11 protein-coding genes are annotated in these 12,014 nt (G+C 67.4%); 3 read left to right on the top strand and 8 right to left on the bottom strand.

All coding sequences use genetic code 11. The annotated features are described in order from the left end of the window. From OVY01_RS11555 to OVY01_RS11565, 3 genes are all read right to left on the bottom strand, one after another. Complete coding sequence (locus tag OVY01_RS11555) at positions 1 to 1,620, bottom strand: secretin N-terminal domain-containing protein (protein WP_267847568.1); 1,620 nt, start codon at positions 1,618 to 1,620, stop codon at positions 1 to 3. Between the two features lie 10 nt (positions 1,621 to 1,630). Beyond that, the gene (locus tag OVY01_RS11560) at positions 1,631 to 2,041 is read right to left on the bottom strand and encodes a TcpQ domain-containing protein (protein WP_267847569.1); all 411 of its coding nucleotides are present in this window, start codon (positions 2,039 to 2,041) and stop codon (positions 1,631 to 1,633) included. An 81-nt stretch (positions 2,042 to 2,122) separates the two neighbouring features. Then, positions 2,123 to 2,755 carry a hypothetical protein gene (locus OVY01_RS11565; RefSeq protein ID WP_267847570.1) on the bottom strand — a complete coding sequence of 211 codons (633 nt, stop codon included), beginning with the start codon at positions 2,753 to 2,755 and terminating at the stop codon, positions 2,123 to 2,125. 285 nt (positions 2,756 to 3,040) lie between these two features. On the opposite strand from OVY01_RS11565, the gene OVY01_RS11570 reads away from it, so the two are divergent. Next, a complete protein-coding gene (locus OVY01_RS11570) occupies positions 3,041 to 3,304 on the top strand; it encodes a hypothetical protein (protein WP_267847571.1) in 264 nt (87 codons plus the stop codon). 75 nt (positions 3,305 to 3,379) lie between these two features. Here the strand turns inward: OVY01_RS11570 and OVY01_RS11575 are convergent, their stop codons facing one another. From OVY01_RS11575 to OVY01_RS11595, 5 genes are all read right to left on the bottom strand, one after another. Continuing rightward, positions 3,380 to 4,015, bottom strand: coding sequence for a glycine zipper 2TM domain-containing protein (locus OVY01_RS11575; protein WP_267847572.1), 636 nt, complete (start codon positions 4,013 to 4,015; stop codon positions 3,380 to 3,382). Between the two features lie 105 nt (positions 4,016 to 4,120). Then, positions 4,121 to 5,662, bottom strand: coding sequence for a lysine--tRNA ligase (gene lysS / locus OVY01_RS11580; protein WP_267847573.1), 1,542 nt, complete (start codon positions 5,660 to 5,662; stop codon positions 4,121 to 4,123). A gap of 111 nt (positions 5,663 to 5,773) precedes the next feature. Then, positions 5,774 to 6,878 (bottom strand): peptide chain release factor 2 gene (gene prfB, locus OVY01_RS11585; protein ID WP_267847574.1). Its coding sequence is split into 2 segments (ribosomal slippage): positions 5,774 to 6,796 and positions 6,798 to 6,878, totalling 1,104 coding nucleotides; the frame shifts between segments, so codons are not numbered across the junction. 78 nt (positions 6,879 to 6,956) lie between these two features. Further along, a complete protein-coding gene (recJ, locus tag OVY01_RS11590; RefSeq protein WP_267847575.1) occupies positions 6,957 to 8,666 on the bottom strand; it encodes a single-stranded-DNA-specific exonuclease RecJ in 1,710 nt (569 codons plus the stop codon). After that, positions 8,663 to 9,925: a regulator gene (locus OVY01_RS11595; RefSeq protein WP_267847576.1), complete on the bottom strand. Its 1,263-nt coding sequence runs from the start codon at positions 9,923 to 9,925 to the stop codon at positions 8,663 to 8,665. Before OVY01_RS11595 ends, recJ begins: the two co-directional genes overlap by 4 nt. Positions 9,926 to 9,986: 61 nt before the next feature. Here OVY01_RS11595 and OVY01_RS11600 point away from each other — a divergent pair, with 61 nt between their 5' ends. Further along, a complete protein-coding gene (locus tag OVY01_RS11600) occupies positions 9,987 to 11,240 on the top strand; it encodes a lipoprotein-releasing ABC transporter permease subunit (protein ID WP_267847577.1) in 1,254 nt (417 codons plus the stop codon). Beyond that, complete coding sequence (lolD, locus tag OVY01_RS11605; protein ID WP_267847578.1) at positions 11,233 to 12,009, top strand: lipoprotein-releasing ABC transporter ATP-binding protein LolD; 777 nt, start codon at positions 11,233 to 11,235, stop codon at positions 12,007 to 12,009. The genes OVY01_RS11600 and lolD overlap by 8 nt, the downstream gene beginning before the upstream one ends. Positions 12,010 to 12,014: the final 5 nt, after the last annotated feature.

The raw sequence follows: 12,014 nt of genomic DNA on the forward strand, positions 1-12,014 counted from the left end.
TCACACGCCCTCGATCAACTGCGGAGTGATCAGGATGACGAATTCCTCCTGTTGCTTCGCGGTTGTGGCGTGACCGGTCAGGAGGCTGAACAGGCCCCGGCGCTGATTGTCGTTGTCGTCGCGCCGAAACCCCGTGAGCAACAGGGTATCGCCCGACTTCAGCGATGCACGTTGCAGGGTCTGGATGGCCGAGGTCTCCGGCGTCGTGATGCTGCTGTTCGCCCCTGTCGGCCCGAATGCCGCCTTGCCCTTGCTGATCAGGCTCGACAGATTCAGCTGTACCTGGAGCATGACGCTGCGGTTATCGAGCAGCGTCGGCATCAGATTCATGATGAAACCGGTGGTCAGGTTCGCCGGCTCCGCCGAGTACAGGCGGTCGCCGCCGCTGGAAGCCATGCTTTGACTGACGCTGATCTTCGACAGATAGGTCAGGTTGTTCGTGACCGCGAGCGGGGCGGGCTGATTGTTGAGCGTGACGATCGCGGTGTCGACGACGGTCGTGACGTCGCCCTGTTCCTGGAGCGCGGCCACCAGGAAGCGGCTGTTCCTCCAGGGTCCGCTCGACGCCGAGATCAGCGCGCCGCGCAGGGCCGCGCCGTCGGGGTTGCCGGCCCCGATCGCGGCATTGACGCCACCGGCCTGGAAGGCGAGGCTCCAGTCGATGCCACTTTGCGACGCCTGTTTGAGCTTGACCGAGAACACCTGCACCCGAAGGCTGACCTGGCGGCCCAGAACGGCGTTCTCGCGCTCGACGAAACGACGAATGCGGTCGATGACGTCGGCGGTATCGGTGACGGTCACCGAATTGGTCGCGATCGAGGCGCTGACTCGCCCGGCGGGCGACAGCATCGACTGAATCGCCGTATTGGCTTCCTCCCAGAAGTTCAGGTTCGTTCCCATGCCGACCAGCGACGTACCGCCGAAATTCATCTGCATCGAACCGGCTTCGCCGGCATTCCGGCCGCTCCCGCTCCCGCCTTCGCCGGTCGTCTTGACCTGACTGCCCACCGAGGACGCGAAGACCGAGGTCCCCGGCATCGACGCGATCTGGAAGGTGCGCGTCTTGTAACGGGCGAAGACGACGCTGCCGTCGCGATAGGTCCAATAGGTGCCGGAGCGATTGGCCAATGCGTCGAGCAGGCCCCGCAACGTACCGGCGTAATTGAGCTGGACGCGCGCTTCGCCGACATCGGCCTTTCCATCCACCGAGGCGCGTAGCGCGCCGCCGTGGTGCGGCGGCCGGCCCGTCGGTGGCGGGGTAGGGTGAGTCGCGAGCGTGTCGGGCGCGACATGGATGGCGATACCTTGTCCGGCCGCGATTTTTTCCAGGATCAGCGACAGCGGCAAGCCGCGTCCCGAATGGAAACTGGCCGGCCGGTGGAACCGCGCGGGAATGACGTCGGTTTCCTCGATGGGAATCGAGCGTCGCGCGAGCCAGGCGCCGTCTTCCTCCACCAGCGGGGCCAGCAATTGCCGCGCACTGTCGGCATTGACCCGCGCCGCGTCGATGTCGGACCTGACGGCATCGACGCGGGCCTTGCCCTCTTCGACGGTTCTCAGGTTCTGGCAGGCCGAGAGCAATGCGACCGTGCCGCCCAGCAGCATGGTCTTCCATGTCATTCGAAGGGGGTCAGCGTGTCGCATGCACGATCCTCACGACTTTGTTGGCGCGGTAGATCTTCGCCCGCACCGGCGCATCGGTTTTGCGCAGCGAACCGACGACCGCTGCGATGATGTCGAGGAACGGTCCGTCGAAACGCGCGGGATGATCGATCGGGAAGTCGCGGTCGATTTCCCAGGCAAGCTCCCAGCCGTGATCCCGGGTGAATTCGGCGAGTACGGTGGAAAGTCGCGCTTCGCCGGAGCGCAGCATCAGCGTGACGTCCGGTTCGGCGGTCGTGTCGTCCGGGACGCCGGCGGTTCCCATGCCGGCCGCCACATCCAATGCCCTATCCGCCGCCGCCGCCGATGGCGACGGCGGCGGCGACGCGTCGAAGGCGGCTTCCGGCAATGCCATGGCCGGGCCGACGCTTGTCAGCAAGGGGACTGCATAAAGGAGGGCGTAAGGGAGACGACGGATCGATGGAAAGGTGATGCGCATGCCGCAAACTCCGCCCGGGCGTCAAATGTCGATCGTGAAAATGATCTCCCGGCCGGCATCTTCGCCCTCGGCGGCCTGGCAGTTCGTCGAAATCGTCGTGTTGTCGAAGCGGGAATTCGTGCCGCGCTCGACGCTCTTGCCGGCAATCTTGATCGCCCGTGCGAGCGGCCCGACCTCGCGCACCAGTTTTTGGCAGGAGGCGGATGTCGGCACCGAGAGCGTCACGGTGAGCGAACGCTGCTTCTCCACCTTCGTCACGATCACATCGCTGTTGAGCCGCCCCGCATACGTGATCGCCGTTCCGCTCACGTTCCCCTGGCCGAGCGGGTAGACGTCGAAGCCGTGCAGTACCGCGGCGGTGATCTCCGGCTCGGGATACATCGCCGCGTTGCCCTGGACCTGGGTTGCGAAGACGCGGATGTCGTCGGCCTGCTGACCCGTCTTGATCGAATCGATCAGCCGCGGCACGCCGACCAGCGCGCCGCTCATCAGCATGCCGATCAGCGCGACGACCAGCGCCAGCTGTATGAGGTCGAAACCGCGTTGCCGTTTGCGTGAACGTGTCGGCCGTGCGGTTCGGGAGCGATATTGTGTGGTCCTAAAGAAATGTCGCGTGCTGACGTCGGACTGCGAAGCGCGGATGAGATCGTTCATGATGGGTCGGGCGGTCGGTCGGGCCGGGTCGCATTGATAGGGACGGGAGGGACGTCAGCGCGTCCGAAAAGCCTGTGTCAGGCGACTGAGATGCCACTATAGGGGCGGCATCTCCCGAAAGCCATAGGGCAAGTCTGAACGCCTGCATTGCTGCCCATGACGAAAGCACGCGATGCCCGCGCGTCGATGGTTTACAGTGGGGGTCGTCCCCTGTCCGGGCCCTGGCGTCTTTCGCGCGCGACAGCATGCGCGGCGGTCGGGCCGGACGCCACCCGCGGAGAAATGATGCGTTCCACACGCGCAACCGCCGCCATCGAGCGGCTCAAGGTACGTTCCGGCCATCCGCGCTATGCGATGGTCATGGTCAGCGGGGGTTTGTTCTATCTGGTCGACCGCGCCCAGGGCGACGCGGCATTGTCGCCGCGCCTGCCGCTGGACGATTTCGTGACCTTCGTGAATGCGTTCGGCCCGGCCCGGCCGGTGCGGCGCAGCAAACTGGACGACGCGTTCGAAGCGCAATTGCGCCGAACCCGGCCGGAAGAAAGCTAGGGGAAAACCGAACCGGCCGGCATCGGGCCGACCCTGGCGTGGCGCCGGACCGGGCCCGCGGCGCTCAACCCGCGCTCAACCCGCGCGTAGCGCGCCGTGCACGATATGCACGCGTTCGCCTTGCGACACGGGCGGCGGGTTGGCATAGTTGAAACTGTGATACGTGCCGTCTTCCATCCGCACGTTCACGCGGAACGACGTCGTGCTGCGCACGTGCCGCTCGACGCTGTTGCCGGCCAGACCGCCGCCGAGCGCGCCGAGGATCGTCGTCGCGGTGCGGCCGTTACCGCCGCCGAACGAATGGCCGACCAGACCGCCGGCAATCGCGCCGCCCGCTGCGCCCAGGCCCGTGCCATGGCCTTCGGTCTTGTACTGGGAGACGGAAGTCACCACGCCGCACGTGTGACAGAACGCGGGGCGGGGCGGCGGCGGCGGAGCCGGCCGGTAGTCGGGCCGCGGCGCCTCGTTCTGAGCCAACTGCATCGGCGCGGGGGCGGCCGCCGGGGCGACCGGCGTGGGCGCGAGCGGCACCGCGGCGAGCGGCGCGGGCGCCGCGACCGGCGGCGGCGAATTCTGCGCACCCGCGTGCGGCAGTATCCCGGTCATGGCGGCGACACCCACGCCGCATGCCACGATCACCGCGCCCGCGGCACCCGCCATCAGCGGATGAATCCGCGAGCGGCCATTGCCGTTTGATTTGACTGGTTCCATCTTCCACCTCCGTGCGCTTTACGCATTTTTATTGAGACTAGTGTCTGATATTAAAGGAAAGGCATGGGTGACAAGATGTAACGAGTTGTACCGGTCGCGCGGCGTTCAGTCCTCCCGGCGCAAATGCGGGAAGAGGATCACGTCGCGGATATTCGCGCTGTCGGTGAGCAGCATCACCAGACGGTCGATGCCGATGCCGCAGCCGCCGGTGGGCGGCATGCCGTGTTCGAGCGCGCGGATGAAGTCGGCGTCGTAGTACATCGCCTCGTCGTCGCCCGCGTCCTTCTGCTCGACCTGCTTGCGAAAGCGCGCCGCCTGGTCTTCCGGATCGTTCAATTCCGAGAAGCCGTTGGCGATTTCGCGTCCGGTGATGAACAACTCGAAGCGCTCGGTGATTTCCGGGTCCGCGTCGGAGCCGCGCGCAAGCGGCGAGACCTCGACCGGATAATCGATGATGAAGGTCGGCTCCCACAGCTTGGACTCGGCCGTTTCCTCGAACAGCGCCAGTTGCAGCGCGCCGATGCCGGCCTTGGCAAGCGGCGCGGCCGCCGTGTTGAGGCCGAATGTGCGCAGCTCCGTGCGCAGGAAATCGCTGTCGGTCAGCTGTGCATCGCTGTAATGCGGCGCGTGCGCCTGGATCGCCTGCTTGATCGTCATGCGGTGAAAGGGCTTGGAAAAGTCCAGCTCGCGGCCCTGATAGGCAATCGTCGCGCTGCCCAGCACGCGGATGGCGGCGCCGCGTATCAGGTCCTCGGTATAGGTCATCAGCCAGCGGTAATCGGCGTACGCGGCGTAGAACTCCATCATCGTGAATTCCGGATTGTGACGCGGCGACACGCCCTCGTTACGGAAGTTGCGGTTGATTTCGAACACGCGGTCGAAGCCGCCGACGATCAGGCGCTTCAGATAGAGTTCGGGCGCGATGCGCAGATACATCTGCATGTCGAGCGCGTTGTGATGCGTCGTGAACGGCTTCGCGCTCGCGCCGCCCGGGATCGGGTGCAGCATCGGCGTCTCGACTTCGAGAAAGCCCGCGCCCTCCATCTGCTGGCGGATCGCGGCGATGATGCGCGTGCGATTCGCGAAGGTGCGACGTGCCTCCGGCGTGACGATCAAATCCACATAGCGCTGCCGATAGCGCATTTCCTGATCGGCGAGACCGTGGAATTTGTCGGGCAGCGGCCGCAGCGACTTGGCAAGCAGGCGCAGGCTCTCGCAGCGCACCGACAATTCGCCCTTGTTCGTGCGAAACAGTTTGCCCTTGGCGGCGACGATGTCGCCGAGGTCCCATTTCTTGAACGCGTCGTAGGTCTCGGCGCCGACGTCGGCGGGGGTGACGAACAGCTGGATCTGCACGCCATCGTCCTGGATGGTGGCGAAACTGGCCTTGCCCATGATGCGCTTGAGCATCATGCGGCCGCCGATCGCGACGTCGAGCGCGGCGCTTTCCAGCGTCTCCTTGTCCGACTCGCCATGCGCGGCATGCAGCTGCGCGGCGTGGTGGGTGGGGGCGAAATCGTTCGGGTAGGCGGGGCCCGCCGCGCGCATCGCGTTGAGCTTCTCGCGGCGTTCGGCGAGGATCGAATGGTCTTCGGCGACCGGGACGGCAGCGGAATCCGGGGCGGGCGTGTTCTGGGTATCGGTCATTGCGGGGTGAGCGTCGGGCAAGCGGGTGCATTATTCGGGCCGACCGTGCCGAACGCGCGATGAACGCGCGGGCCCGGCAAGGTGGCGGTGGAGCGGTGGCGTCCGTACCGCTCAGACGCCCTGTTTCAGGCTGGCGCCGATGAATTCGTCGAGGTCGCCGTCCAGCACGGAGCGGGTGTTGCTGATCTCGACGCCGGTGCGCAGGTCCTTGATCCGGCTCTGGTCCAGCACGTACGAGCGGATCTGGTGGCCCCAGCCGACATCGGTCTTGCCTGCTTCGAGCTTGTCCTGTTCGACCTGACGCTTGCGCATCTCCGCCTCGAACAGCTTGGAGCGCAGCATCGCCATCGCCTCGGCACGGTTGCGGTGCTGCGAGCGGTCGTTCTGGCACTGCACGACGATGTTCGTCGGCACGTGCGTGATCCGCACCGCCGAATCGGTCTTGTTGATGTGCTGGCCGCCGGCTCCGGAGGCACGATACGTGTCGATGCGCAGATCCGCCGGGTTGATGTCGACCTCGATCGAGTCGTCGACTTCGGGATAGACGAACACCGAGCTGAACGAGGTGTGCCGCCCGCCCGAGGAATCGAACGGCGATTTGCGCACGAGGCGGTGCACGCCGGTTTCCGAGCGCAGATAGCCGTACGCGTACTCGCCCTCGATCTTGATCGAGGCGCTCTTGATGCCGGCGACGTCGCCGTCGGACTGTTCGAGGATCTCGGCCTTGAAACCCTTGCGCTCGGAGTAGCGCAGGTACTGGCGCAGCAGCATCGCCGCCCAGTCGCACGCTTCCGTGCCGCCCGCGCCCGACTGGATGTCGATGAAGGCGTTGTTCGGGTCCGCCGGATTGCTGAACATCCGCCGGAACTCGATACCCTCCACGCGCGCGGAGAGTTCGGCGACTTCCTCTTCGATGGACACGAGCGTGTCCTCGTCGCCTTCCTCGCGGGCCAGTTCGAACAGTTCCTGCGCGTTCAGCAGATCCTCGTCGAGTTGCACCAGCGAGGTGACCACGCCGTCGAGCAGCTTCTTCTCGCGGCCGAGCGCCTGCGCGTGTTTCGAATCGTTCCAGACCGTCGGGTCCTCGAGTTCCTTGTTGACTTCGATCAGTTTCGCCTGCTTGACATCGAAGTCAAAGATACCCCCGTAGGTCGGACGCACGAATGCGCAAATCGGCGATGGTCGAGTCGATTGCGTTCAGACGTTCCGCTTCCATGTCGTTTCATTCCAAAAAGCTAGGTTTTTACGGGATTCTTCAAGCGGAGGATTATAGCCGATCGCATCCCCGGCCGGCCTAGGCGTGCGCGTGCTCGACGATCATCTGCACGCGCGTCACGCCGTTCCACGTATCGCGCGTGAGCCGGTAGGCGACGCTCGCCTGCTCGGGCAGCGGCTCGGTGCGGTTGAACCAGATGGCGTCGAAGCGCCGCGTGCCGCGAAAGAGCTGCAGCTTCAGGTGCCTGTCCTTGACGAGCGACTGCGCGCGCACCTCGAACACGCCGGAGAACACCGGCGCGGGAAAGCCCTGGCCCCAGATCGCCGCGTCGAGCATCTCCACCACTTGCGCGGTGAAATACGCGTCCTCGAGCTCGCCGTCGGTTTCCAGCACGCGTTGCAGCGCCTGTTCCGGCAGCCACTCCCGGCCGACCGTTTCCAGCGCCTCGGTGAAGCGGGCGAAGTCGTCGGCGCGCAGCGTCAGGCCGGCGGCCATTGCGTGGCCGCCGAATTTCAGCAGCATGCCGGGGTGGCGCTTCGACACCAGGTCGAGCGCGTCGCGCAGATGAAAACCGGGAATCGAGCGGCCGGAGCCCTTGATCAGTTCGCCGTCGTCGTCGGCGGGGGCGAAGGTGATCGTCGGCCGGTAGAAGCGTTCCTTCAAGCGCGAGGCGACGATGCCGATCACCCCCTGGTGCCACAGCGGATCGTACAGCGTCAGCGTGGTGCGGCCGGGGTCGCTCGGGTCGATGCTGTCGAGGGCGGCGAGCGCTTCGTGCTGCATGCCGGTCTCGATCTCGCGGCGCTCGCGGTTCATGCCGTCGAGCTCCTGCGCGAGTTCCCACGCGCGGCCCGGATCGTCGGTCAGCAGGCACTCGATGCCCAGCGACATGTCTGCCAGGCGTCCCGCGGCATTGAGGCGCGGCCCGACGGCGAAACCGAGGTCCTGCACGCCGGCCGTGCGCGCCTCGCGGCCCGCGGCGCGAAACAGCGCGGCGATGCCGGGTTGCGTCTTGCCGGCGCGGATGCGTGCGAGGCCCTGGGCGACCAGTACCCGGTTGTTCGGATCCAGACGCACGACGTCGGCGACCGTGCCCAGCGCGACCAGATCCAGCAGCCGCACGAGTTTCGGCTGGCTGGCGGCGTCGAACACGCCGCGCGCGCGCATCGCCGCGCGGGTCGCGAGCAGGACGTAGAAGATGACGCCCACGCCGGCGATATGCTTGCTCGGGAACGTGCAGTCCGGCTGGTTCGGGTTGACGATGGCGCACGCGTCGGGCAGCGTGTCGCCCGGCAGATGGTGATCGGTCACGACGACGTCGACGCCGGCCGCGTTCGCCGCCGCCACGCCCTCGACGCTGGCGATGCCGTTGTCCACGGTGATCAGCAGCTCGGGCGGGCGGCGCGTATTCGACAGGGCGAGCGCGACGATCTCCGGCGTCAGGCCGTAGCCGTATTCGAAGCGGTTCGGCACCAAATAGTCGACGTCGGCGCCGAGCATGCGCAGGCCCCGCACCGCGACGGCGCAGGCGGTCGCGCCGTCGCAGTCGTAATCGGCGATCACCAGCAGCCGCCGGCGCGCGGCGATGGCGTCGGCAAGCCGGGCGGCGGCCGCATCGATGCCGCGCAGCAGGTGGGGCGGCAGCAATTTGTCGAGGCCGGTCTCGACATCGGGCGCGGCGCGGATGCCGCGTGCCGCGTACAGCCGCGCGAGCACGGGATGCAGGCCGTGCCGGATCAGGGTCTCGGTGTCGGCGGGTGCGCAGGGGCGTGTTTGAATCCGGGTCATGGGTGCGCCGAGGGGGTCGCGGGCGGGGCCGCCGTGGCATCGGCGGCCATGACGTCGGCCGTGCCGGCAAGCAGGGAAAGAAGGGTGCGGCGGCGCCAGAATTTCTTCAGATCGCCACGCGTCACGGTGAGCGTCACGGTGCCGGTGTCGCTGCCCAGCGTCAGGTGCAGCCGACCTACGCGGCCGTCCCGCAAGGCCTGGAGCGCGGGCGTGAACCACTGCGCATCGATGTCGGCGAGCCGGGCCAGCCAGTCGCCCCAGTCCTGGTTGACGAAGGCGGCGGCGAGGCCGCCGATTTCGATCAGGATCGGCAGCGCGCGCGGGTCGGCCGGGCGGGGTACGGGCCCGTCCCCCGGACGTGCGGATGCGCGCGTCGCGGCGGCGCCCGTCATCCCGGTCAACAGCGCCGCGAACGTGGGCGGCAGCGGCGCGACCCCGGCCCGCGTCGCCAGCCCGAGGCCGCGCGTCGCGCAGGCGTCGGAATAGAGCGTGTCGAATGCGCGGGCCAGCGCCGGTTCGGACGACGCATCCGACGACGCATCCCGGGCGGGGTGCGCCGGCCCATCCGGCTCCGCGAGCGCGCCCTGGCCGTGCAGCCAGACGGTATTCACCGCCAGTTGCCCGCGCCGTTCCCGGGCTTCGTTGACCGGATGCTCGTGCCAGGCCATCTGGATCTCGTTTTGCAGACTCATCCACGGGCGCGAACGCGCGCCCGTGGCGCGGGCCAGCGGCAGCCAGATATCGATGCTGCGGCCGATCGCCCGCAGCGGCGCCGCGCCGTCCAGCTCGCGCAGGGCGTCGCCGCTGACGTACCAGCGCAACGGCGTCGGCGCGACCAGCGTCAGGCCGCGTTCGTCGAACGACGCCTGCGCCTGCGCGATCAGCGCGCGGGCGTCGGCGTCGTCGAGCGCCAGGGTGTCGGGGTCGAGCAACACCAGATGGTCGTGCGTGACCGCGACGTGCGCCGGTTGCAGGCACGCCCACGTCGCCCGTCCGGGCGCGCCGCCGTCGGCCAGCAGCATATAGGGCGCGAGCGGGGTGTCGCCGCCGTCGGGTACCGCGATGCCGTGCCGCGCGGCCAGCCACTGCTCGTGCGGCAGGCTGCGCTGGAAATCCTCGCCGGGCACGCGTTCGCGCAGCGTGGCCCGGCGCACCAGCTGGTCGAGCCCGGGCGTCGCGCGCGCGGGCAGTACCGCGGCGCCTTCCTGCGCGGCAGGCAACGCGAACGGCAAGAGAAAGTGAAGGGTGGGTTCATGCATAGATCACCGCATTGTATGGCAAACTTGCCGGCTGACCCCGTTATGACCAGGAAGACCGCATTTGAAACTCCCTTATGAATGGCAGATCGGCTGGCGCTATACGCGCGCCGGCAAGCGCACCACCGGCAACGGTTTCATCTCCTTCATCGCGGTGATCTCGATGGTCGGCATCGCGCTGGGCGTGGCCGCGCTGATCGTCGTGCTGTCGGTGATGAACGGCTTCCAGCGCGAGGTGCGCGACCGCATGTTGTCGGTGCTCGCGCACGTCGAGATCTACTCGCCGACGGGCGCGATCCCCGACTGGCGGCAGACCGCGACCGAGGCGCTGCGCAATCGCGAGGTCGTCGCGGCCGCGCCGTATGTCGATGCGCAGGCCCTGCTCACGCGCGGCGAGACCGTCTCCGGCGTCGCGTTGCGCGGCGTCGAACCGAGCGCCGAGGCGAAGGTCGAGGACATCGCCAGCGAGATGACCGCGGGGCGCCTGGCGAACCTGACGCCGGGCGGCTTCGGCATCGTGCTGGGCAAGGAGCTGGCCGGCAACCTCGACGTGGGGCTGGGCGACAAGGTCACGCTGGTCGCGCCCGAGGGCACGATGACGCCGGCGGGCGTGCTGCCCCGGCTCAAGCAGTTCACGGTGGTCGGCGTGTTCTCGTCCGGGCATTACGAATACGACAGCGGCCTCGCGCTGATCGACATCGTCGACGCGCAGGCGCTGTTCCGGCGACCGGCGCCCTCGGGCGTGCGTCTGAAGCTGAAGGACATGGAGCGCGCGCCGCAGGTGGCGTACGACCTGTCGAAGACGCTCTCGGGCGACCTGTACATCCGCGACTGGACCCGGCAGAACAAGACCTGGTTCTCGGCGGTGCAGATCGAGAAACGCATGATGTTCATCATCCTGACGCTGATCATCGCGGTGGCGGCCTTCAATCTGGTGTCCTCGCTGGTGATGACGGTCACCGACAAGCAGCCGGATATCGCGATCCTGCGCACGCTGGGCGCGGGGCGGCGCTCGATCATGAAGATCTTCTTCATCCAGGGCGTGACGATCGGCTTCATCGGCACCGCGCTGGGCGTGGGATTCGGCAGCTTGCTCGCCTATTACATCCCGGTCATCGTGCCGGCGATCGAACATGTATTCCAGGTGCAGTTCCTGCCGCCATCGGTGTATTTCATCAGCGAGCTGCCGTCGCAGCTGGAGCCGAGCGACGTCCTGCGCATCGGCGTGATCGCCTTCGCGATGTCGGCGCTCGCCACGCTCTATCCCAGCTGGCGCGCCTCGCGCGTCAAACCCGCGGAGGCACTGCGCTATGAGTAAGCATCCCGACACCTTGACCCCGGCCCTCGCCCTCGACCCGTCCCTGGTCCTCGAGGCGCGCGACGTGTCGAAAAGCTTCCTGCAGGGGCGCATCAGCGTGGACGTGTTGCGCAACGCCTCGATGACCGTCGCGCGCGGCGAGAAAGTGGCGATCGTCGGCGCGTCCGGCTCGGGCAAGAGCACCTTACTGCACGTGCTCGGCGGACTCGACGACGCGACGTCCGGCACGGTCGCGGTGCTGGGCCGCCCGTACTCGACATTGAGCGAAGGCGAGCGCGATCAGGTACGCAACCGCTCGCTTGGCTTCATCTACCAGTTTCACCACCTGCTCGCCGAATTCAGCGCGCTCGACAATGTCGCGATGCCCTTGCGTATCCGCCGCCTGTCCGAGAAAGCGGCGCGCGCGAAGGCGGCGGCGCTGCTCGACCGCGTGGGGCTGTCGCATCGCTCGCACCACCGCCCGGGCGAGCTGTCCGGCGGCGAGCGGCAGCGCGTGGCGATCGCCCGCGCGCTGGTGACGGACCCGGCCTGCGTGCTCGCCGACGAGCCGACCGGCAACCTCGACAGCGACACCGCGGATGGGGTGTTCGCGATGATGATGGAGCTGTCGCAGACGCTTTCCACCAGTTTCGTGATCGTCACCCACGATCTCGACCTTGCCGGCCGGTGCGACCGGGTGTTGCGCCTGCGCACCGGCAAGCTCGACGAGCAGCCCGAGGTGATCGGCGCGCAGACGGGACTGCATCCCGATTTCCGGGAAATGCTCTAGGCAGA

The sequence above is a fragment of the Robbsia betulipollinis genome, from assembly GCF_026624755.1.
Taxonomy (GTDB): Bacteria; Pseudomonadota; Gammaproteobacteria; order Burkholderiales; family Burkholderiaceae; genus Robbsia; species Robbsia betulipollinis.

Bases quoted from the DNA above. Each gene is read 5' to 3' on its own strand.
- OVY01_RS11555 (WP_267847568.1), bottom strand. From the start codon at position 1,620: ATGACATGGAAGACCATGCTGCTGGGCGGCACGGTCGCATTGCTCTCG.
- OVY01_RS11565 (WP_267847570.1), bottom strand. From the start codon at position 2,755: ATGAACGATCTCATCCGCGCTTCGCAGTCCGACGTCAGCACGCGACAT.
- OVY01_RS11570 (WP_267847571.1), top strand. From the start codon at position 3,041: ATGCGTTCCACACGCGCAACCGCCGCCATCGAGCGGCTCAAGGTACGT.
- OVY01_RS11575 (WP_267847572.1), bottom strand. From the start codon at position 4,015: ATGGAACCAGTCAAATCAAACGGCAATGGCCGCTCGCGGATTCATCCG.
- lysS (WP_267847573.1), bottom strand. From the start codon at position 5,662: ATGACCGATACCCAGAACACGCCCGCCCCGGATTCCGCTGCCGTCCCG.
- recJ (WP_267847575.1), bottom strand. From the start codon at position 8,666: ATGACCCGGATTCAAACACGCCCCTGCGCACCCGCCGACACCGAGACC.
- OVY01_RS11595 (WP_267847576.1), bottom strand. From the start codon at position 9,925: ATGCATGAACCCACCCTTCACTTTCTCTTGCCGTTCGCGTTGCCTGCC.
- lolD (WP_267847578.1), top strand. From the start codon at position 11,233: ATGAGTAAGCATCCCGACACCTTGACCCCGGCCCTCGCCCTCGACCCG.